Raw genomic sequence first — 21,306 nt, 5'->3', positions numbered from 1 at the left:
TTGAGCCTCAGGAAGCAATCTAAATACTAGTCTGTAAGTTTTTACAGGCGATCGCTAATGCAACAAAATATTTACACCATATAACTCCATTGGTTTATATAACATTTTTCTCGAATCAGCAAAAGCAAGTCAGCTAAGAACATCCACCTTTATTTGTTGTTTAACTCTATAGTTATTAACGCAAGATCAAATCTATTCCTCCTTTTATCCGCTAGCAATGACAACTAGCCAATCGGAATTAATTACACAATCTCATTGCAACATTCCGCATTTCGTAAAAGTTAAATTTTCATAACATATATAACTTCATATAATTGCAAATTAATTTATATAATTGTGCGATTGTTAACAATTCGGCACTTTGGCAAGTAAAACACAGATTCACTTGATATATTGCAGATATTACCAAGATGTTTTCACTTACTCTCCTGAAGACGGGATAAAATCCGTCTTCTTTGCTGATTGATTATTTGGCATTTTGGCAACTCGTCAAACTTGAGCCATGTTATCTTCATAAAACTTGAAAAGATTAACTAGGCTACCAACATTAACCACGGCAAAGATAACCGTTTTTTTGTTTGTAACCTGAGTTAATCTTGGCAACCTATTTAATTTATTTTTGTAATTTTTTAGACTCCAAGGTGTATTTCCACTTTCAAGCTATCTCGACGGGATAATACCCGTCTTTTATTTTGCTTTCAAGCTGTATTGGCTGGTATTTATCCAATATATTGAACTAACAACTTTGCTAATAAATTCATAAATTCAAATAAGATGTTGCTATTGATTTAGGTATTATCAGCTTTCACAGGATTTGAACACATCCTATAGGAAGATGCTGTACTAAAAAATAAAGAGTAAATTGATCCGGGATGTTGTTATGCACTGGATTTATATAGAGGTCTGGTAACGAGCCAAACCTTTTTTCTTATTCGTACATTAAAAATAGCTGTCGTTGCGTAGGGAAGTAATTCCAAAAACCTTGCGATCGCACATTCAGGTGATGTCTCTGATTTACTGTTCTCTGTGAGGAGTTGCTAGAACCCGATCAGATCTTTTTCGGTTTACGCAATTTTTGGGAAACAATTGGCCCCAGAACTTGGTTAAGGCTGCGCAATTGTTCGGCTGTCCCCATGCAGATTAGGGTATCTCCTGGCATTAAAATAGTGTCACCAGTGGGGCCGCCAATCAAATTACCATCGGTGCGGCGAATAGCTAACACTAAAGCTCCAGTTTGCGATCGCAGTTTGGCTTTTTGTAGGGTTTGTCCCACAAACGGACAAAAAGCTGGGTCGAGCAAAAATTCTTCCATATACAATTGGCGGTCTGAACCTGAAAGGATACCATCGACAAAATCCAAAATTTGGGGTCTGAGGGCTGCGGCGGCCATCCTTTTCCCGCCTGTAATATAAGGAGAAATTACCGCATCTGCACCGCCACGTTGTAATTTTTGTAAAGCTTCTTCTGTACTGGCTCTGGCGATCGCTCGAATTCCTGGATTCAGGGTTTTTGCTGATAGAACTGTATATAAATTTTCGGCATCTGAAGGCAGTGCCGCTACCAGACAAATCGCTCGCTCTATACCTACTTTTAAGAGCGATTCATCTAACGTGGCATCGCCTTGGTATACTATATAACCTTCAACTTGCGCTCTTTGCACTGATTCCGGCTCAGAATCAATCACGACAAAAGGTACGCCTTCTGCCCGAAACTCTTTGGCAATTTGGCGACCTGTGCGACTAAAACCACAAATAATATAATGTCCTGATAAGGATTCCATTAACCGCCTCTGTTGCCTTAGTCGAATGCCTTCTTGAAAGTAGCCATCAATCACGGCTTCTGTGAATCTATTGACAATGTAACCGATATTGATCACACCCATCAAAATTAAGGCAATGGTAAATAATCGTCCGCGATTACCTAAAGGGTGTGTTTCGCCATATCCCACAGTTGCCAAGGTAATTACCGTCATGTAAGCGGCATCTTCCCATGACCAGCCCTCCACCAGACAGTACCACAAAGTCCCAATCAAGAACACACAACCGAGAGCGATCGCCCCAGCCATTAATTCTTTTTGAATACGTTGATATTTTTCCTCAAGAGTTGAGTACAAAATTGTTTCACCTCTGCGGCTGGTAAAAGAAGATTTACGGGTTAGTCACCAAAAAAATATAAGTTGCAGAAAATAGTCGCAATTTTTGAGAAATTTCTAGGACACTAGTAGATAACTATACGATCAAAAGATTTTCCGAAGGAGCGGTAGTGAGCATACAAACTTTAGTTGAAGAAGCCACCAACCCCCCACAGTCAGATACTTTACCATCTAGCCCCTTTGATCCCAACAGCTTTGATACAGCTGTGATGTCCACCTATGGTCGGTTTCCTTTAGCCCTAGAACGGGGTGCAGGATGCCGGGTTTGGGATACTGAGGGGCGGGAATATCTGGACTTTGTGGCCGGAATTGCCACTTGTACCTTAGGACATGCCCACCCAGCGATGGTAGAAGCAGTCACACGCCAAATCCAAAAGCTGCATCATGTCTCTAATTTGTACTACATTCCCGAACAAGGTGAATTGGCAAAATGGATTATTCAACATTCCTGTGCCGATCGCGTCTTTTTCTGCAACTCTGGTGCTGAAGCCAACGAAGCAGCAATTAAATTAGCGCGGAAATATGCCCATACTGTACTAGAAATTGAACGACCGATTATCTTAACCGCCAATGCGAGTTTCCACGGGCGGACTTTAGCAACGATTACTGCTACAGGACAACCAAAGTATCAAAAATATTTCGATCCCCTAGTACCTGGTTTCCACTATGTGCCTTACAACGATATTGGCGCAGTAGAAGCGGCGATTAGCGAACTGGATGAAGGTGATTATCGTGTCGCTGCAATTTTATTAGAACCTTTGCAAGGAGAAGGCGGCGTTCGTCCTGGCGATGTTGCTTACTTCCAAAAACTGCGGCAAATCTGTGATGAAACTGGCATTTTATTGATTTTCGATGAAGTGCAAGTTGGTATGGGACGCAGCGGTAAGTTATGGGGTTATGAAAGTCTGGGCGTTGAACCAGATATTTTCACCAGTGCTAAGGGACTCGGTGGTGGTATCCCCATCGGTGCGATGATGAGTAAGAAATTCTGCGATGTCTTCCAACCCGGAGAACACGCCAGCACCTTTGGCGGTAATCCTTTTGCTTGTGGAGTAGCGCTGAGTGTTTGTCAAACATTAGAGAAAGAAAATATTTTGCAGAATGTGCAACAGCGAGGCGAACAACTACGAGATGGATTAAGAGCGATCGCGGCCAAGTATCCTAATTACATTGCCGATGTTCGCGGCTGGGGTTTAATCAACGGTCTAGAATTGCAAGCCGATATCCAGCTAACTGCTGCTGATATTGTCAAAAGTGCGATCGCCGAAGGCGTACTGCTTGTACCCGCAGGGCCAAAAGTCGTCCGGTTTGTACCACCACTAATTGTCACAGAGGCAGAAGTCAATACAGCCTTGCAAGCTGTTGACAAAGCCCTGGCTACTGTCAATGTGTAGGTAAGCCTTTTCCTCATTAGGTTAGCGAATACTGGAAGCAGTTGAATTGACCAATATGAGGTACAAAAAAAAGCTGTAGAGCAGAAATATTCTCTACAGCTTTTTTGTATAAAAATAAACTTTTTATCCGATTAACATACTTAAATGTATTTTTTTTAAAGCCTACAATAATTTTATATATTTTTTTGATAAAATCCTTATATAGAGCATTTTAGACTACATAAATTAAGCCTAATTTGTTAAAGTTAGTAAAAAATTTCTCCTATTTTTTGCTAAGATTCAGTAAAATTAAGTGTAATTTTTATATGTATTTTTCGGTAATATCACTTACGCAATACGGAAATGATAATTTCTAAAATTGGTAATTAAGTTTGCAGTAAATGTAAATGACTGACTTGGGTAATTGGAGATATCTTGTTAATCAAGCAAGGAGTTGAGCAGCTAATAACAGGCAATCAACAACTAGCGACAAGTAATTTCCACAATTCTCATTCAGGAGTAAACATCATGCAAGTTATCGAACAAAACGAATTATTCACCGAAGTATCTGCTGAAGAATCTGCGATCGTTAGCGGTGGAGATACGACAGTCATTCAAGATTCCACTACTCAGAAGATATTTGCTCTTGGTGCATCTGCATATACATTTCTGTTGACTGGCAACGCACCTCTAGCCAACGCAGTACTAACAACTCAATGGCTCAGATCTTTTAACAGCATTATCTCATTCTAATAGTTGAGTGTAGTACTACTTAATCTTGAAGTAGTACTTAGGTAGCTTCAGATGGGGAATTGCCTAAAAAAATTTAGAATCTTACGAATATTTTTAGTTTTCTCCCCTGACAAGCTTAGATTACATCTAAATACTGGAGCATTAAATATGTTCCAGTATTTAGCTCCATAATTCAACATCTTATCCCAATTTTAAGATATCAATAACTGAGTATAAAAAAATGTCATCGATTGAGAAAAACTCTTTGTTTACAGAGATAACACCTAATGAATGCGCTCTTGTATCCGGCGGAAACAGTCAAGAAACACCAATTAACATAAGCAATGGTAACTATGCCTTAATAGGAGTAAATCTAACTCAATTTATATTTGCTCTTGGGGCTTATCAATTTACACTTTTGCTGACTGGTAATAGAGAACTTGCAAATTCAGTGCTGATCGCTCAATGGAATAGAGGGTTTTATAGCTACTTCTAATTGTTCTCTATAATCAAGCTAATTATTAGGATTATTGTTCGGGTTGTACTCAATAGTTGATATGAATAAATTTACTATTGCTCGGATTTTCGTATTTGTTATTTAGTAAATATCTAAATGCAATCTACCGAAAAAAAAAATTTTTATTTACAGAACTTACTCCAGAAGAGGCTGTAACTGTTATCGGCGGAAAACGCACTAGTTTTAACATGGACAACTATATACTCATGTTGGGCTTTGGTATTGTATTTCGCAGATATGGACTAATCTCAAACGAAATTCAGTTTGCTTGGGATTGGACGTTTGGTTATGGAGAAAGTTCTCGAAAGAGAAGACAGAAATTCTGTTGGGCTATATACAATTTATCCAGAGAGTAATCTTGACATTGACGTATGTATTTTTCGGAAGTCAGATTGACATAATTAGGCAATTAGTTTTTCCAGTTTAGGTAATAAAATTGGTAAGCGTCATTAATGCTTATTCTCTCCATTTGTTTTATATTTCTGATTGACAGAAGTTAAACAATATTAAATCTTGAAATGTTGAGGAATTGGCATAAAGAAATCTGGGAAATCAAGACTGGCATCTTAACCTTATGAAATACCCTCATGTTGAACAACACAGTGAAGAAGATTGCGGTGCTGCTTGTCTTGCATCAATTGCTAAACATTACGGACGCAATTTTACTCTCAATCACATCCGGGAAGCTGTTGGTACTGGACAATTTGGTACAACTTTACTAGGGCTTAAGCGGGGTGCAGAAACGCTTGGTTTTAATGCTCGTCCAGTCAAAACCTCACCAGAACTTTTAAACCGAATGAACGAAGCGCCCTTACCAGCAATCATTCACTGGAAAGGGCATCATTGGGTTGTTTTATATGGTAAAAAAGGCAAAAAATGTGTAGTTGCCGACCCAGCTGTAGGTGTTCGTTATCTTTCTAAAAAAGATTTAGCAGAGGGCTGGACTGATTGGTTAATGCTCTTACTGGAGCCAGATCCAATACGGTTTCAAGATCGAGAAAGCGATCGCATCGGTGGTTTTTGGCGTTTCTTTAAGCGCATCTGGATGTTTCGCGCCATTTTAGCGCAAGCCTTACCCCTCAACTTACTTTTAGGATTGCTATCTTTAGCTTCTCCGTTTCTGTTACAAATTCTCACAGATGATGTACTAGTACGCGGTGATACAAAGTTGCTCACTACTATGGCGATCGCTGTAGTAGTGATGAATGTTATTTCTAGCAGCCTTTCTTGGGTACAATCTAACTTGATTGCTCACTTTGCCCAACGCCTACAATTAGGTTTAGTTCTAGAATTTGGTAGGCAAATTTTACAATTACCTCTTGCTTATTATGAAGCTCGTCGCAGTGGCGAAATTGTCAGTAGACTGCGAGATATCGATCAAATCAATCAGTTAGTTTCTCAAGTTGTTGTTACTCTTCCTAGTAAGTTTTTTATTGCCATAATTTCTTTTGGTATTATGGCTTTTTATAGCTGGAAACTTACTTTATTAGCCATATTCATATCTGTAGTGATGACTTTATCTACAGTTGTTTTTCAGCCTAGCTTACAGCTAAAAACTCGCGAAGTTTTAGTAACAGAAGCAGAAGCTCAAGGTGTTTTGGTAGAAACATTTAAAGGCGCACTAACCCTCAAGACAACTACAGCTGGTCCTCAATTTAATGATGAGTTACGAAGTAGATTTGGTAAAATTTCAACTCTCACATTAGGCACAATACAGATTGGCATTATTAACAGTACGTTCTCTAGCTTAGTCTCTGGAATTGGCAGTGTTGTCTTACTGTGGTTTGGTGGAAATCTGGTTATTAATCCGGCTGAAAATTTGAGTATTGGTCAATTGCTGGCCTTTAACTCGATGAATGGTAATTTTCTAGGTTTAATTAGTACAGTCATCACTTTTGTAGATGAATTTACCAGAGCAAAAACTGCTACGCAACGTCTCACAGAAGTTATAGATGCTACTCCAGAAAATAAAGGCGATGGGAAAAAGCCTTTTGCCACAATTCCTGAAGGTGTTGATATTGTTTGTAGTAAAGTTAACTTTCACTACGCTGGTCGGGTTGATTTATTAGAAGACTTTTCTTTAACAATTCCTGGGGGTAAAGTTATTGCCATTATTGGTAAATCTGGTTGTGGTAAAAGTACTTTAGCTAAAATTATTGCAGGCTTATATCCTATACAATCTGGCAATATTCGTATTGGACTATATAACCTAGAAGACCTCTCTCTTGATTGTCTGCGTCAACAGGTAGTTTTAGTTCCCCAAGATGCTCACTTTTGGAGTCGTTCGATTATTGAAAACTTTCGCTTAGGAGCACCTTTTGTTACATTTGAGCAAATTGTGAGAGCTTGCCAAATTGCTGATGCTGATGAATTTATCAGTAAACTTCCTGATAAATATCAAACTATTTTGGGTGAATTTGGGGCAAATATTTCTGGTGGACAACGCCAAAGATTAGCAATAGCAAGAGCTATCGTTACAGATCCACCTATACTAATTTTAGATGAATCCACAGGAGGACTCGATCCAGTCAGCGAAGCGCAAGTTTTGGATCGCTTATTTAAGCATCGCCAAGGTAAAACTACGATTTTAATTACTCACCGTCCCAAGGTAGTTAATCGTGCTGATTGGGTTGTATTGCTAGATCAAGGTAAGTTAAAAATTCAAGGTAATTTAGAAGATTTGCGCTCTCAAACTGGAGAACATTTAGACTTTTTAAATCCCTAATTATTGATAGCTGGTTAGTTAATTATGCTCTACACTCATAACCAAAAAATTCTACCATCTATTCAAACTGATGAGTTTCTTCCTCCTATTAGTCCTTGGACATCCTTGGCTGGAATATTTTTAGTCGGGAGTGTTGGCGCTGGGATTAGCCTTTCTTCATGGATTAAATATAATGTCACAGTAAAAGCTCCAGCTAGCGTACGTCCTACGGGTGAAATTCGGCTAGCACAACCAAAAACAGAAGGAACTATTAAAAGTATTTTAGTTAAAGAAAATCAGGTGGTTAAACGAGGAGATGTAATTGCTTACCTTGATGATGAAGACATACAAATTAAAAAGAGCCAACTGCAAGGAAATATTCAGCAGGGTAGGTTACAAATAATTCAGATTGATGCCCAAATTAGAAATTTAGATAACCAAATTCAAGCTGAACATAGAGTAATCGAACGGACAGTGGCTTCTGCTCAATCAGATTTATTACGTAACCAAAGAGACTATCAAGAACGCCAAATTACTACTCTCAGTGAATTCCAAGCAGCAGAAGCAAACTTGCAAAAATCTTATACAGATTTACAAAAAGCTCAAGCCGATTTAGACTTTGCTAAGTTAGATCGCGATCGCTATCAGCAACTAGCAGAAATTGGAGCTGTTGGTCGCCGCGAGTTTGAGCAGAAAAAATTAGTAGTTGACCAGACAACAGCCATACTTGAATCCGAAAAAAAAGCCGTCGATATTGCCAAAACCAAAGTTCAATCAGCTAAAGCTGCTATCAATCCCTCTAATGCAACAGTCGCAATGGCTCAAGAACGTATTGCTCAAGAAACTGCTAGAGGTGAAGCTAGTATCGCTACCTTGAATAAAGAAAAACAAGCCCTAATTCAACGACGAGTTGAAATTCAAACCCAAATTATCCAATCGCAAAAAGACCTTCAGCAAGTTATAAATCAACTGCAAGATACAATTATTAGGTCAACTAGTGATGGGACTATTCTTAAACTTAATTTACGTAATCCTGGCCAAGTTGTACGTGCTAGTGATGCTATTGCAGAAATCGCTCCTAATAATACGCCTTTAGTTATTAAGGCAATGATTCCAACTCAGGATATTAAAAATGTTGCAGTTGGTCAAGAAGTACAATTACGAGTAGACTCTTGCCCTTATCCTGATTATGGTACACTCAAAGGTGTTGTCAATGCCGTTTCTCCAGACGTAATTACATCTCAAAATAATAGTACAGGGTCAGCAACATCTAGTGCCCCAACTCCTGCGGCTAGTTACTTTGAAGCGACTATTCAACCAGAACGTTTTGTGTTTGGACATGAAAATCATCGCTGTCGTATCCAATCTGGTATGGATGCGACAGCTGATATTATTTCTAAACAAGAAACAGCACTACAATTTATGCTTAGGAAAGCTAGATTAATCACTGATTTATAACAAATATAAATCCAAAATTTAGGAATTCTCTACTAAATATAACCAGATATAATTGTCGATCGGTGAGCTACTTGATATGAAAACGAATAATCGCGAATGCTATATCAATTTAGTTATCAACATCAGGCATTTCTTAATAACAAAAATTACGCATTCTAATAACTATCTTAGATTTTTTAGATATTTTATCTGGCACAAATATAAGAATATTATGAAGTTTTCTCTTATGCTAGTATTTCCAAGAACATAAAGTTATCTTGCGAGCCGGAAATTGTGTACACAAATTACATTGTTAATTGTCTACATCATTACTCTTATCTGGTTTCTATTTCTTTATCGGAGAATTCAAAAAGCATTGCAGTGGTGGTCTTACAGGCAGTCATTCAAACTCTTCTTAGAAGCCGAGAAAATTCGAGACGATTTGTTACAAGACTCATTCACTATTCGCCGTAATTTGGATATTTTGTCAGTAGATAACGTTGATTTTTCAAGCAATCAAACGCAAGAATGCCGTCAAAAAATCGATCGTTTTCATCAATCTTTGGTGAACTTAAGCGATCGGCTATTTCCTTTTTATCTTCCCGATTGTTTACCTATAGCTATTGGATGCTTATTAGAACCCTGGCATACTTCTAATCCTCACCTATATTTACATATTGATATGCCAGTTAACTGGCGCAATGAAACAGAAAAATACAATTTAATAGTTCTAATAACTGTAGAAGAGTTATTGGCAATGACCATACCAGAGGCTGTCATGCCAATATCGATTCATATATATTTAAACCAGCAGAAGAATCTTAGCATTCTTAAGATAGAAATTACTTATCCTGATTCGCCTACACTTACCAATTACTCTACTAACCCAGAATTACAATATCTTTGCGATAGTTTTTGTTTTTTAACTTCAGGTAAATGTTTTCGTAGTTATCAGGATCTAAGAGTAACCTGGTATTTACGCTGGTAATTATTGTTTATGAACCATTTTATTTATATTTAAATATCTATAATAAACATTAATTAATTGAATGCTAAATAGCACCCTTGGTTGTATATATATTGATATATGCTTTTATTGGGCAAATTAAAAAAAGTTCATATTAATTCTAATAATGGAACTTTATAATTCAGGCGGTAATTATGAAACAGACCTTAGTAGAAAAGCAGTTGTTAACAATTTTAGTAATTGATGACCATGAATCAGTTTTAGGTGGAACAGTAGATGTTTTGCGCAAAAAATATCCTAGTGCTGAATTTATCACTGCTATCAATGCTAAACAGGCTGTAGATCAATTGATGAACTCCCAACCAGATCTCGTAGTGATGGATCTTTCAATTCCAGAACAATCTGGATTGATAGCACGGCCTGAGACAGGTGTTCAACTCCTTAGGAATTTAATGAAATCCCATCCCCATCTGAATATTGTTGTCCAAAGTGCTCATGTGAGAACGCTTGTACGGATTAGACCTGATATTGATGCTCATAAAGGAGGTTTTACGGTTGCAGATAAAAGTCTTTCTACCCAGGAAATGTTGACGAGAGTAGATTGGTCATTACAGGGATTAACTCACACGAAAGACATCAAAGGTATCCATTCGGGACTAGAGGTAAAACCAGAATGGCTCAGAGTTCTGGCTCTAGCATTTGAAGAAGGATTGCAGGATAAGGCCATTGCTGAAAGGATGTGTATATCTGAACGCATGGTGCGTCATTACTGGAGTAAACTCCAAGACGCTTTAGATGTTTATCCTGAAGAAGGTAAAAACATTCGGATTCAAACGGAAATGCAAGCTAGAGCCGAAGGATTGATTGATTAGATAGTCATCAGGAGGATTTGACAACCCATAGACTAAACAATGAGAAAATTAAGTAATATTACTAGATTTCTTCACAAGTTCCTCAAGGTTATAACCTATTTTTTAGTTATGGAAATATGTCATACTATTTTGGAATTGTGAAAAGTTGAGCCAGTGACTTGGTGTTAGCCAAGTGGTAGCAATATACCAGCGTCAACAGTCAAGTCTTGGTGGTTTTCCCAAAAAGGGTCTAACCAAAGGTTTCTCCGACTTGAGGAGGCAGTGCGTTGGAGAGCCAGTGCGTTGCGGAGCCAGTCGCGTGGTGAGGCAATGCGGTCTTGGGGGTTTCCCCCATGAGCAATTGCCGAAAGGGTTTCCCGACTTGAGCGAACTGGCGTGAGGTTCCCTCCGTTGAAGTAACTGGCGTCGGGTTTCCCGGCTGAAAGCAAGTTTCGTCGGCTTTGCCGACTTGTAGCAACTGCCATCAAACTTTTCAGGACAGGTTTTTAATTGAGATTGCTTTCTGTGTCTAATGTTTACAATTTGCAAATTGCTACCAGCTAAAGAAAGCTGAACTTAGCTTTGTTACTGAAATTTTGGGAATGTTGAGTCACTTTATCGTATATATGTACTATAAAACTCTAAAAACCATTTAATATCTAACTCTCAGAGATTGTCTAAGAAAACCACTGAACTTTATTTGGTTATTCTGCTAATTTTTGCTCGCCTGACAGATGAAAACCTAAACTGTCAGTGCTTGTTTTGGATTGTGCCATGCAGAGGTCTGATTCAGACATAGCAGGTATATCTATTTGCAATCTCTATCACCCCAGAAGTACAAGGTTTTAGGGCATTTTTAGGACAAATTTAGAGGTGACTCAGTTTAGACAGGGTTTTGCATCTAACCAGTTTTGCCAACACTACCCTAAAGACTAGGAATTCAGCTTATGCAGCCTGGACTTTGGCCAAGAATCACAGTAGGACTGGCCGTTTGGCGTGCAGGTCTATTACCAGGCATTGTAGTTCTTTGTCTGGTGTTGATTGCTCGTCTTACTGGTTCCATGCAATCTTTAGAATGGCTAGTTTTTGATACTTTTCTGCGTCTGCGCCTTACAGAAAATGTCGATGAAAGAATTCTGATTGTAGGGATTAATGAAGATGATATCCATCAGTTAGGATATCCTGTACCAGATCGGGAAATGGCGACCCTGCTAAGAAAATTACAATCTTACGGGCCTAGAGTGATTGGTCTTGATATTGTTAGAGATAAACCAGTTGAGCCTGGACACGCGCAACTAGAAAGTATCTTTAAAAATACTAAGAATCTAATTGGTATTGCAAAAGTATTACCTGAGACAGTCGATCCACCACCAGATTTACCTCAGGAAAATGTTGGATTTGTAGATCAAATTCCGGATGCTGATGGGAAACTAAGGCGTAGTTTATTAAAAACAACAATAGCTAAAAGAGATAAATTTGCTTTATCTCTACTTTTAGCAGAGGCTTATTTAGCACCCAAAGGTATTAAGTTTGTAAATGAGAATGGCGATCGCAACATCATCCAATTTGGCAATACTCAATTACCCCGTGTCTTCAGTAACTCTGGAGGATATGTGCGCACCAATGCAGGCGGGTTTCAGATTCTATTCAATTTTCGTAGTGGTCGAGAACGGTTTCGGACAATTACTCTTAGCGATATCAAAGTAGAAAAAGTCCCGCCAGAGTGGATACGCGATCGCATTGTGATTATTGGGATGACTGCTCCTAGTGCTAAAGACTTTACCACTACTTCCGCAATTCCATCTACCAAATTTGCACCACCAGGCCAAGTTTATGGAGTAGAAATTCACGCCCATGCTGTCAGCCAAATAATCAGTGCAGTCTTGGATTCTCGACCACTCTTAAATACTTGGTCAGAAGAATGGGAATATATCTGGATTGTGGCTTGGGGTTTCTTAGGAATTGCTAATGCTAGGCTGACTAAATTTCCTGGTATCAACCTTTTAGCTATTAGTATCGTTAGCGTTATACTACTGTTGATTAGTTATTTATTATTAACTTTAGGTTGGTGGATTCCAGTCACACCAGCCATAATTATTTATACGTTAAATTCTCTAGGACTCACAGCTTTATATCAATACGAACAAGCTTTACGTTCTGGAATTAAGGCTCGTCATTCCATGATGGAATTAACATTTGAAACAATTCACAATGGCCCTCTACAGACTCTTGCTAAAGTTTTGAAGTTGGTTCGCGATCGCAACTTACCTACAGAGAAATTACTACCAGAAGTTCAAAAAGAACTAGAAAAATTGAATCAAGAACTTCGTGGAATTTATGAATTTTTACAACGAGAACCAATAAATCAAGATAGTAGCTTATATCTAGAAAAAGGGCTAGTAATAAATTTACAAGACCCCATGCATGAAATTCTTTATCAAGTTTACAGCTATACTTTAGAGCGAGATTTTCCCTGCTTTAAAACTCTCAGAGTCAAAATCCGTACTTTTGAACCAATAGACGAAAGGTATTTGAGCATTGAACATAAGCGAGGAATTTGTCGATTTCTAGAAGAAGCCTTATGTAATGTGGGCAAACATGCAACCAGAGTTACCCGCTTAGAGGTTACTTGTTCTTTGTCCGAAGGCTGGCAAACTCTCAGCATTGCAGATGATGGATTAGCTATCAGTTCCTATAGAGAAGGCAGAGGAACACAACAATTTAGAAATTTAGCTCGACAACTCAAAGGGAAATTTCGGCGAGTTTCCCTCTATCCTAGAGGTACTCTTTGTGAGTTATCATGGCCTGTGCCCAAATTTTGGCTTTCTTAAGAAAATATATTTCAATAAATATAATTTATCATTCTATTTTTCTATTCAAAATTGAAGACAGTTTGCTTTAGGCTTTTAAAGCCTATTGTACTGAAATTACATATAAGCATAGGTTTTTAAAGTACTTAACTTACCATAAATGTTATGATACCTGCCGATTAAATAATAGAAATATTTTATGTTTATTACGGAAAAAATCTCAAGAAATCAATATTCTATTATAGATAATATACCTCATGGTAGATGTGCGCGGAGACTAAAATATTTATCATGAAAAATTGGTAGATTATTGACATTAAAAACTACCTTTCTCGGTGCATTACCACAACATAAATAAAATTCATCTCAGCCCTGATAGCCTTTAGTTATCAATGGCACTTGGGAGAATTTTTAAACAGGAAGCTTGAATTAGCAAAATCATTAACTGAATTGTACTCATACATATTTTGTAAGAATTTTTTTACTGATTTATTTTGCCAGTGCTATGCCGGAGGCAAAAACAATGATGGCTTACATGAAGTGGTTTTTGCACCAATTTTTTAATATGGAGTTTTTCATAAATTGTGTTTTGATTATCTCGTTAGGCTTGACTGTAGCTACAGTAGCTCGATATCAATCACTACAAGAGCAACGATACCCCAGTGGTTATTCAGATTCATCAGGCGTGAGGTGAGATACTATCTATTTGAACAATTGCGATCGCATTCTTCCTTAGTATTGCGATATCTGAGTTTGATAGCCGATCAATCAAACTTCTACTGGATGTTGCCCATAGTAAGGTAAAGCTTCAGACCAATGAGGACGCTTGCTTTGTTGCCAATCTAGATAAGCTAGATCCAAAATACTTGTCACCGTCGCCGCTAATGCAGATTTTGCTTCAATTAGTTGGTAAGGTGTCTGCCAATTTGCTAAAGTTTCCTGCCATGCGTCTGGTGTAAACACAGTATCTGGTAATAAAGCTGTGAGTCCTAAATTATCAAGGCTATGTTGATAAATCGCACCAAAAACTTGACCTCGTTGAGCCGCCATTTGGATAGCGATCGCATCTACCTTTTCACCTTTGCTAATTTCTGACCAAGCGACTGCGGCTAAAGTGGAAACCGCAAATACAGGAATCTCTAATTGTTGTCCCAAAGTCCGAGCCAGAACAACCCCAATCCTCGTCCCTGTAAAACCACCAGGCCCTCTAGCAACCGCCAGAAATGCTATATCTGACCAAGTTTGTGGCTGAATAAATTCGATTAAGTATTGATGTACTAGACTCGACAAATCGCGCCCTAAATTCCATACCTGAGAGCGAGAATCACCTGCAAAGTTATTAATAGCCAAACCCAATTCCGGCGTTGTGGTGTGCAGTGCCAACCCATATTGTGTAACTGCAAGATTTTGAAGTTCAGTAGTCAAAATTAATTCAAATATCTATGAGCTTTATAACTTTAGAAAAAAGCGTATTTAAAAGTCAATAACTCATAACTATAACCAACCTATCTGATTAGCCAAAATTGTCAATTTCAGATACCCGACTTTTTTGAAAAGTCGGGTATCTTGTTTTTCCAAATCACCCGCGTTGCAACATTGATAACTCATAACGTTAGGTTGGCACTAATTCACCTGGACGCAACTTCGCCCATTTACCAGTTTCTTGCTTAAAGCTGAGACAACCGACTACATCCCATTCCATCTCAATGATTTCTCCTTTAGTGCGGATGTTGACATTGATCGAAGGTTCATTCGGGTCAAAATTGGGTGTTTCAGTCAAGTGGGGCTGTTGATGCTGCGTTTCTACGGCATGATAGGTTAAACAGCGGTCTACATAGTGGCAGTTCACGCAAATACACATAATAGAACCAACTCCAGGAACCTTTATTGTTAATCTAGCTTAAGGCAAACTTATATTCATTAGTTGCTGGGTTGATTTTTATTACAATGCATCCTTTAGTTTCTTCTACCTTAGCTCCCGAAACTTGGCCCTTTAGTCTGACATTATTGCCACAACCTGCATATATGGTAGGTGGTGCAGTACGAGATGCATTGTTGGGTAGAAGTCGTGACTATCTAGATTTAGATTTTGTCATCCCCACGGATGCAGTTAAAGTAGCCAGAGCGATCGCTCAACATTATCAAGCGGGTTTTGTATTACTCGATCCCGAAAGGCAAATTGCGCGGGTAGTCTTTCCCAAAGCTACAGTTGACATTGCTCAACAGGAAGGAGCCAGTTTAGAAACAGATTTGCACAGACGGGATTTTACAGTCAATGCGATCGCTTACGATCCCCATAGCCAAGAAATCATCGATCCCCTACAAGGCTTGGCTGACTTACAACAGCGTGTTTTGCGCATGGTATCACCTGCAAACCTAGAAGACGATCCCTTACGGTTACTGCGAGCTTATCGCCAAGCTGCCCAACTTGGTTTTACGATTGAGCCAGTTACCCAACAAACAATTCGTTCTTTGGCATCACACATCACGACAGTCGCCGCAGAACGAGTCAGAGTAGAAATTGGCTATTTGTTAGCAATTCCTGAAGGTACACCTGCGATCGCCACTGCATGGAAAGATGGTGTACTTGCACCTTTCTGGAAAAACGCCACAGCTGAAAGCTTTCAAAAACTAGCAGCCGTTGATACAGCCGCCGCCTTCATCGCCCAAAATTGGCAGTCTTTGGGAGTGGAACTGCAAGAATATATCCGCGATACCATCAAAACAACTCGCTTAGGTATTGCCAAACTTGCCTGTCTCGTCCACCCCGATCCCGAAACTGCGGAAATAGAGCTAACACAGCTAACCTACAGCCGAGCTGAAATCCAATCTGTCACCACAGCCTTGAGACTGATCCCCCGGCTAAGAGTAGACGATATATCTTTGAGAGAACAATACTTTCTCTTTCAGGAAGCAGGCACTGGATTTAGTACTGCTGTAGCGTTGGCCTTAGCTTGCGATAATCTGGTAGGGGCGATGTCTGGCGATAAACAGCTTTCCGTCTACGCACCTTTGATCGGCCGCTACCTGAACCCTGATGATCTGGTCGCTCATCCCTCTCCAATAGTGAGTGGGAAGGATATTATTATAGCATTAAAAGTCCCGCCTTCGCCATTAATTGGCAAAATTCTTACAGAAATTGCCATAGTACAAGCCGAAGGAAAAATCTCAACTTCACAAGAGGCGATCGCATTTGCAGCCAGCTTACTTGAAGCTCCTTGAACGAGTCAATAGTCATTAATGCCCTAGCTAGGCGTGTCATGGATGACCAGCGGAACTCATTTCACAGTGAATTTATAAGTTTCACCATGACTTAAGTATCTGACTTGACTTTCTAATCCTGCTGCTGTCACTGCTTTCATAAAATCCTCAAGCGGTGACTTAAAAACCGTGTAATCGTTGTAGTGAATCGGAATAGCCAAATCGGGAGCAATAATTTTGATTGCCTCTACCCCTTGCGTAGCATCCATAGTCAGGAGTACACCAAACACCCTTGTTCCGCCTAAATGTAGTAATGCTAGATCGATGTCAGGATACCTTTGGGGAATTTCTTGCAACTGTTCGTACAAAAGTGTATCGCCAGTAATATAAAGCCGATACTTAGTCTCTCCCATAGAATTCTGGAACTCCAGCATACTTCCCATTACAGGCGGAAGTAAGGCATTAATAACACCTGGGCCGTGCCTTCCTGGCATAGCACTAATCTTGAGTAAATTATCGCCCTTGCTAACAGTCAACGTTTCCCAAGTATCAAGCGCTTGCGTTGCATTAAATCCTTTTTGTTGTAGCTTAGTTGCAGCGTGAGGAGTCGTGACAATCGGCAAGTTTTTATCAAGTTTTTGCTCTACTACACGGTCAAAATGATCCTCATGCATATGCGACAGCACAATTAAATCAAGCTGTGGCAACTCAGTTAATTCTATTGCTGGGTTAGTTCTACGAGCCGAACGTATACCATAATGCAGATGTACATGCTCTCCTTTATGCAGAAAGTTAGGATCGGTGAGAATTGTGAATCCTGCATAACGCAAAAGCACAGTTGCAGTACCAATAAATAAGATTTCACCAGTTTCAAAATCTGGCGTGCTGCTGTCTATAGGCAGGACAAGTTTTCTAGCTTCGTCCATCACACACTTCTTTATTGAGTGAACGCATTCAACATTTCTATGGGAATAGGTGCAATTTGAATACAACTAATTCCTGTATGTTTGACTACTAGTTCAACTCAGTATCTTTAGTTATTCATCATTCTAGAGATGTATTATTCAGTTTGCAGAACGGATGTTGACAAGCAGTTCATCTTTGCTAGAATTGGTTGATAAATACAAAGCTTTTCGGTAATTAAAGACGTGTTACTAGCGATCGCCAGCCAGTTTATTATTACGACCACTACCACAACTACCCGAACTACAAACCAAGGGGGGTCGTAAACTGCTGACGTCATACAGTTAAGCAATCAAGTCACCCCTCTAGGCCATACCTTGAGGGTATTTTAGTATTTAAAGCACATACATAAATGATTTGAAAATTATCAGCAGGAAAGATAAGTACATGAGCCAGATCGCTAGCTTACTCATAACTATAACTACAACCACTACTATCACGCCTAGAGGGAGAGGGAGGTGACGTAATTTGTCGCGTACAAATACGAAAACAAAACCCCTCTAGGAAACTCTTAGAGGGTTTTTTATTGCTGTTTACTAATCTCATAAATTGCTATTTATGCAATCACAACCAAATTGATCGATAGGAGAATAATTATGTACGACCATCGAGAACTTGCAAAACTAATGGACTTGTTTCATTTTGAAGAATACAGTCCAGGTATGGTGTTTTGGCATCCTCATGGCTTGCGAATGTTTCGGGTAATTGAAGACTTCATGCGGCGAGTTTACGAAGTTTACGGATTTGAAGAAGTACGTTCGCCCGTAATGTTAAGTCGCGTTCTTTGGGAAAAGTCGGGTCATTGGGAAAAGTTCCGTGACAATATCTTTGTTGTCGGTAGCTTAGACAAAGATGCAGCAAAAGAGGATGCTGATTTAAATCAAGTCAGCGCCGATTATGCTCTAAAACCTATGTCTTGTCCGGCTCACATTGCCATATACAAAGCACATTTGCGGAGTTACCGCGATCTGCCAATCCGCTTGATGGAATTTGGTATGGTTCACCGTTATGAACCTTCAGGAACGCTATCTGGTTGTATGCGGTTACGTCAGTTTGTGCAAGATGATGCCCATATATTTTGCCAGGAAGCTGATATCCACAATGAGATTCGCAACTTTTTGCGGATGGTTAGTCAGGTATATCAGGCATTTGGTTATGATAATTTCCATTTAAAAATTGCTCTGCGTCCTGAAAAGCGTCTCGGTAGCGATGAGCAATGGGATAAAGCAGAAGCTCTACTGATAGATTCTTGTAATGCCCTAGGCTATGGCTACGAACTGTCATCAGGTGAAGGTGCATTCTATGGCCCTAAGATTGAAGTGAGTCTGGAAGATCGGCTTGGGCGAGCTTGGCAGTGTGGGACGATCCAAATAGATTTTAATCTCCCAGAGATTTTTGACCTTTCCTTTGCCAGTAGCAGTGGTGATTTTGAGCGTCCAGTGATTCTACATCAGGCAGTTTTAGGCTCTATTGAGCGCTGGATTGGCATTTTGCTGGAGAACCAAGGGGGAGCTTTACCTTTATGGCTTGCTCCCGTACAGGTTGCTGTAGCTTCGATTTCGGAAAAATCTATAGATTGGGCAGAGATTGTAGCACATAGGTTGAGAGCTATCGGTGTGAGAGTGGAATTGCACAAAAGCGATCGCACGATCTCTAACAAAATTCGCGAACTCTCAGCACGCAAAGTTCCTTTTATCGCCGTTGTTGGCGAACGTGAGGCCGCTAACAGCAGTGTTAATCTTCGCCGTTTCGGTATTCCTGTCCAAGAAGACATTCCACTTGTACAGCTTGAGAAAGAACTTGCTGATAGTCATATCAAGCTTGTGTGATTTGGATATTGGCAAATGCTATCGCCTCGACAATTGTTCTGTCTTCTAAAACAGGCGATCGCTTCAATACTCTTGAAAAGTAGACAAATATATACTACAACTGTATTATTAAATTATTAGATTACACATACTACATAAATTCGATGAAACTCAGATTTTCCTCAACCTTACGTAATGCGATACATTGCCGACCCAGCAAGGGTTTGAGCAGTGCGATCGCAGTGCGTGCATTTGAAGAAACATATGAGTTTCATGGCGAGAAATCTGCGATCGCTGGATGGCTGAATCCAGATCGACTTATCCATAGCGGGAGGTGCAAGTGTTCTCTGGCACCAATATAAAGCAAGAAGTATCAACTACTTAACCCCCGCTTCTGGTAATCAGAGGTGGGGGTTGTTTTTTGAGGAGTGAATTAAGGTATGCAAGCTCAACCACAAACTCAGGAACCACATATATTACAAAATTCGGTAGTAGTCTTTTCCAAGAACTACCTACCATTAGCACGCATCAACATTAAACGTGCTGTTGTGCTTTTAGTTACAGGTCAGGCAGAGTCTTTGGAGTTCAGCAGCACAAAGCTTTGGGAAGTGCGCTCTCCCAGCATAGTACTACAAGTTCCCGAACATATCCGTCTAACTGTTGGCAATCCCGAACGTCATTGGAAAGTACCGCCTGTAAACCGTCGTGAAGTACTCAAGCGTGACAACCATACCTGCCAATACTGCGGTAGTACCAAACGTCTCACCCTCGACCACGTGATTCCTCGTTCCAAAGGTGGACAGCATACCTGGGACAACGTTGTAACAGCGTGTGACAAGTGCAACTCAACTAAAAGTGATCGCCTTCCACATGAAGCAGGAATGGTACTCAAAACTAAACCCAAAGCGCCAATTCACCCAGCGGTTGCATTTGCCGAACAGTTCTGGAACGCACAACGCCTAACCGAGAATGAGTAATTCACTCGATAAAGCCAGTCAGAGAGGGCAATACAGCGATTACATAATCCAGCCCTCTCACCTCTAAAAAAAATTTGTAGTATGCCCTTGACAGTTCTGTAGTATTTATGTAGTATATATGTAGTGAAGCAAAAGAGCCTCTGCAAAAGGCACAACGCTAACACCTCTGAACCTTGAAAACTGAATAATTGCCACCCAACGTGGGGGTGTAGCTTAGTCCGGTTAAAAGCAGTCGCCTGTCGAGCGAAAGAACGTGGGTTCAAATCCCATCATCCCCGTGTAGCCTTGTGGACGAATAGAAAAGTCGCTCTGATTCTCAGTCAGAGAGAAGCGGGTGCAACTCCCGTCAAGGCTCCCAAAAATGTCCGAGTAGCCAAGTGGGAAGGCGTTGATCTGCAAAATCAATCATCGTGGGTTCAATCCCCACCTCGGACTCCAAACATTGCAGCGTCACCTAACGGCAAGGTACTTGGCTCATAACCGAGGATATGCGAGTTCAACTCTCGCCGCTGCGACCAATGCACAGATGGTGTAACGGCAGCACCAGGGTCTCCAAAACCTTTGGTCAGGGTTCAAATCCTTGTCTGTGCGTTCTACTGCGTGCCCCAACATCAGAAGCTTACAAACTGGTCATCTGATTTTCTCAATCAGAGTAGGTTCAAATCCTACAGCCTCCGCCAAATCTGGGGGCTGAAAAAACAGCTTCTCAAACTTGTATGTAGTAGAAATCTCACTCGTGGTGCCGTAGGCAAATTGGTAAAGCCACCTGTCTTTCAAGCAGGAGATTGCGGGTTCAAGCCCCGTCGGCACTGCT

18 protein-coding genes and 6 tRNA genes are annotated in these 21,306 nt (G+C 39.9%); 18 read left to right on the top strand and 6 right to left on the bottom strand.

Annotated elements, in window-relative coordinates:
- Positions 1 to 1,048: 1,048 nt before the first annotated feature.
- Complete coding sequence (locus AACU33_RS07710) at positions 1,049 to 2,113, bottom strand: potassium channel family protein (protein ID WP_096587931.1); 1,065 nt, start codon at positions 2,111 to 2,113, stop codon at positions 1,049 to 1,051.
- Between the two features lie 149 nt (positions 2,114 to 2,262).
- Between AACU33_RS07710 and AACU33_RS07705 the strand changes: the two genes are divergently transcribed.
- From AACU33_RS07705 to AACU33_RS07675, 7 genes are all read left to right on the top strand, one after another.
- Positions 2,263 to 3,546 (top strand): aspartate aminotransferase family protein, encoded by a 1,284-nt coding sequence (locus AACU33_RS07705; RefSeq protein ID WP_096587930.1) that lies wholly within the window; start codon positions 2,263 to 2,265, stop codon positions 3,544 to 3,546.
- A gap of 507 nt (positions 3,547 to 4,053) precedes the next feature.
- Positions 4,054 to 4,278, top strand: coding sequence for a hypothetical protein (locus AACU33_RS07700; RefSeq protein ID WP_339375835.1), 225 nt, complete (start codon positions 4,054 to 4,056; stop codon positions 4,276 to 4,278).
- A 220-nt stretch (positions 4,279 to 4,498) separates the two neighbouring features.
- Positions 4,499 to 4,753: a hypothetical protein gene (locus tag AACU33_RS07695; RefSeq protein ID WP_096587926.1), complete on the top strand. Its 255-nt coding sequence runs from the start codon at positions 4,499 to 4,501 to the stop codon at positions 4,751 to 4,753.
- Between the two features lie 595 nt (positions 4,754 to 5,348).
- Complete coding sequence (locus AACU33_RS07690) at positions 5,349 to 7,499, top strand: peptidase domain-containing ABC transporter (protein WP_096587923.1); 2,151 nt, start codon at positions 5,349 to 5,351, stop codon at positions 7,497 to 7,499.
- Between the two features lie 24 nt (positions 7,500 to 7,523).
- A complete protein-coding gene (locus AACU33_RS07685) occupies positions 7,524 to 8,936 on the top strand; it encodes an HlyD family secretion protein (RefSeq protein WP_096587921.1) in 1,413 nt (470 codons plus the stop codon).
- A gap of 271 nt (positions 8,937 to 9,207) precedes the next feature.
- Entirely contained in the window at positions 9,208 to 9,903 is a 696-nt protein-coding gene (locus AACU33_RS07680) for a hypothetical protein (protein ID WP_339375834.1), read from the top strand.
- A 173-nt stretch (positions 9,904 to 10,076) separates the two neighbouring features.
- Positions 10,077 to 10,754, top strand: coding sequence for a response regulator transcription factor (locus tag AACU33_RS07675; protein ID WP_096587920.1), 678 nt, complete (start codon positions 10,077 to 10,079; stop codon positions 10,752 to 10,754).
- Between the two features lie 164 nt (positions 10,755 to 10,918).
- On the opposite strand, the gene AACU33_RS07670 is transcribed toward AACU33_RS07675, so the two are convergent.
- Positions 10,919 to 11,218 carry a hypothetical protein gene (locus tag AACU33_RS07670; protein WP_096587918.1) on the bottom strand — a complete coding sequence of 100 codons (300 nt, stop codon included), beginning with the start codon at positions 11,216 to 11,218 and terminating at the stop codon, positions 10,919 to 10,921.
- 462 nt (positions 11,219 to 11,680) lie between these two features.
- On the opposite strand from AACU33_RS07670, the gene AACU33_RS07665 reads away from it, so the two are divergent.
- Positions 11,681 to 13,564, top strand: coding sequence for a sensor histidine kinase (locus AACU33_RS07665; RefSeq protein WP_096587917.1), 1,884 nt, complete (start codon positions 11,681 to 11,683; stop codon positions 13,562 to 13,564).
- A 747-nt stretch (positions 13,565 to 14,311) separates the two neighbouring features.
- Here the strand turns inward: AACU33_RS07665 and tsaB are convergent.
- Together tsaB and AACU33_RS07655 are read right to left on the bottom strand one after the other, a co-directional pair.
- The gene (gene tsaB, locus AACU33_RS07660; RefSeq protein ID WP_096587916.1) at positions 14,312 to 14,968 is read right to left on the bottom strand and encodes a tRNA (adenosine(37)-N6)-threonylcarbamoyltransferase complex dimerization subunit type 1 TsaB; all 657 of its coding nucleotides are present in this window, start codon (positions 14,966 to 14,968) and stop codon (positions 14,312 to 14,314) included.
- Positions 14,969 to 15,155: 187 nt separating this feature from the next.
- Positions 15,156 to 15,404, bottom strand: coding sequence for a Ycf34 family protein (locus tag AACU33_RS07655; RefSeq protein ID WP_086765629.1), 249 nt, complete (start codon positions 15,402 to 15,404; stop codon positions 15,156 to 15,158).
- An 86-nt stretch (positions 15,405 to 15,490) separates the two neighbouring features.
- On the opposite strand from AACU33_RS07655, the gene AACU33_RS07650 reads away from it, so the two are divergent.
- On the top strand, positions 15,491 to 16,765 hold the full coding sequence (locus AACU33_RS07650; RefSeq protein ID WP_339375833.1) for a CCA tRNA nucleotidyltransferase: 1,275 nt from the start codon (positions 15,491 to 15,493) through the stop codon (positions 16,763 to 16,765).
- Between the two features lie 56 nt (positions 16,766 to 16,821).
- Here AACU33_RS07650 and AACU33_RS07645 read toward each other — a convergent pair whose 3' ends face one another.
- A complete protein-coding gene (locus AACU33_RS07645; protein WP_096587914.1) occupies positions 16,822 to 17,670 on the bottom strand; it encodes an MBL fold metallo-hydrolase in 849 nt (282 codons plus the stop codon).
- Between the two features lie 134 nt (positions 17,671 to 17,804).
- Positions 17,805 to 17,987 (bottom strand): hypothetical protein, encoded by a 183-nt coding sequence (locus AACU33_RS07640; RefSeq protein WP_339375832.1) that lies wholly within the window; start codon positions 17,985 to 17,987, stop codon positions 17,805 to 17,807.
- A gap of 316 nt (positions 17,988 to 18,303) precedes the next feature.
- Between AACU33_RS07640 and thrS the strand changes: the two genes are divergently transcribed.
- The 9 genes from thrS (at position 18,304) to AACU33_RS07595 (ending at position 21,304) form a co-directional block, all read left to right on the top strand.
- Positions 18,304 to 19,536 carry a threonine--tRNA ligase gene (gene thrS / locus AACU33_RS07635; protein ID WP_096587913.1) on the top strand — a complete coding sequence of 411 codons (1,233 nt, stop codon included), beginning with the start codon at positions 18,304 to 18,306 and terminating at the stop codon, positions 19,534 to 19,536.
- A gap of 143 nt (positions 19,537 to 19,679) precedes the next feature.
- Positions 19,680 to 19,877 carry a hypothetical protein gene (locus AACU33_RS07630; protein ID WP_339375831.1) on the top strand — a complete coding sequence of 66 codons (198 nt, stop codon included), beginning with the start codon at positions 19,680 to 19,682 and terminating at the stop codon, positions 19,875 to 19,877.
- 78 nt (positions 19,878 to 19,955) lie between these two features.
- Positions 19,956 to 20,492 (top strand): HNH endonuclease, encoded by a 537-nt coding sequence (locus AACU33_RS07625; RefSeq protein WP_086765634.1) that lies wholly within the window; start codon positions 19,956 to 19,958, stop codon positions 20,490 to 20,492.
- 202 nt (positions 20,493 to 20,694) lie between these two features.
- Positions 20,695 to 20,770, top strand: a tRNA-Asp gene (locus AACU33_RS07620).
- A 3-nt stretch (positions 20,771 to 20,773) separates the two neighbouring features.
- Positions 20,774 to 20,850 (top strand) — tRNA-Glu (locus AACU33_RS07615).
- 5 nt (positions 20,851 to 20,855) lie between these two features.
- Positions 20,856 to 20,930: transfer RNA gene (locus tag AACU33_RS07610), tRNA-Cys, on the top strand.
- A gap of 5 nt (positions 20,931 to 20,935) precedes the next feature.
- Positions 20,936 to 21,010, top strand: a tRNA-Ile gene (locus AACU33_RS07605).
- 2 nt (positions 21,011 to 21,012) lie between these two features.
- Positions 21,013 to 21,083, top strand: a tRNA-Trp gene (locus AACU33_RS07600).
- A 147-nt stretch (positions 21,084 to 21,230) separates the two neighbouring features.
- Positions 21,231 to 21,304 (top strand) — tRNA-Glu (locus tag AACU33_RS07595).
- Positions 21,305 to 21,306: the final 2 nt, after the last annotated feature.

Origin of the sequence: Calothrix sp. NIES-2098, from assembly GCF_963875125.1 — a bacterium.
GTDB lineage: Bacteria > Cyanobacteriota > Cyanobacteriia > Cyanobacteriales > Nostocaceae > Aulosira.
This window is presented reverse-complemented; position numbering and strand designations above follow the sequence as displayed.

Coding starts and splice junctions, on each gene's coding strand:
- thrS (WP_096587913.1), top strand. CDS start 18,304: ATGTACGACCATCGAGAACTTGCAAAACTAATGGACTTGTTTCATTTT.
- AACU33_RS07700 (WP_339375835.1), top strand. CDS start 4,054: ATGCAAGTTATCGAACAAAACGAATTATTCACCGAAGTATCTGCTGAA.
- AACU33_RS07650 (WP_339375833.1), top strand. CDS start 15,491: ATGCATCCTTTAGTTTCTTCTACCTTAGCTCCCGAAACTTGGCCCTTT.
- AACU33_RS07630 (WP_339375831.1), top strand. CDS start 19,680: ATGAAACTCAGATTTTCCTCAACCTTACGTAATGCGATACATTGCCGA.
- AACU33_RS07695 (WP_096587926.1), top strand. CDS start 4,499: ATGTCATCGATTGAGAAAAACTCTTTGTTTACAGAGATAACACCTAAT.
- AACU33_RS07655 (WP_086765629.1), bottom strand. CDS start 15,404: ATGTGTATTTGCGTGAACTGCCACTATGTAGACCGCTGTTTAACCTAT.
- AACU33_RS07675 (WP_096587920.1), top strand. CDS start 10,077: ATGAAACAGACCTTAGTAGAAAAGCAGTTGTTAACAATTTTAGTAATT.
- AACU33_RS07665 (WP_096587917.1), top strand. CDS start 11,681: ATGCAGCCTGGACTTTGGCCAAGAATCACAGTAGGACTGGCCGTTTGG.
- AACU33_RS07690 (WP_096587923.1), top strand. CDS start 5,349: ATGAAATACCCTCATGTTGAACAACACAGTGAAGAAGATTGCGGTGCT.
- AACU33_RS07640 (WP_339375832.1), bottom strand. CDS start 17,987: ATGACGTCAGCAGTTTACGACCCCCCTTGGTTTGTAGTTCGGGTAGTT.
- AACU33_RS07645 (WP_096587914.1), bottom strand. CDS start 17,670: ATGGACGAAGCTAGAAAACTTGTCCTGCCTATAGACAGCAGCACGCCA.
- AACU33_RS07670 (WP_096587918.1), bottom strand. CDS start 11,218: ATGGCAGTTGCTACAAGTCGGCAAAGCCGACGAAACTTGCTTTCAGCC.
- AACU33_RS07625 (WP_086765634.1), top strand. CDS start 19,956: ATGCAAGCTCAACCACAAACTCAGGAACCACATATATTACAAAATTCG.
- AACU33_RS07685 (WP_096587921.1), top strand. CDS start 7,524: ATGCTCTACACTCATAACCAAAAAATTCTACCATCTATTCAAACTGAT.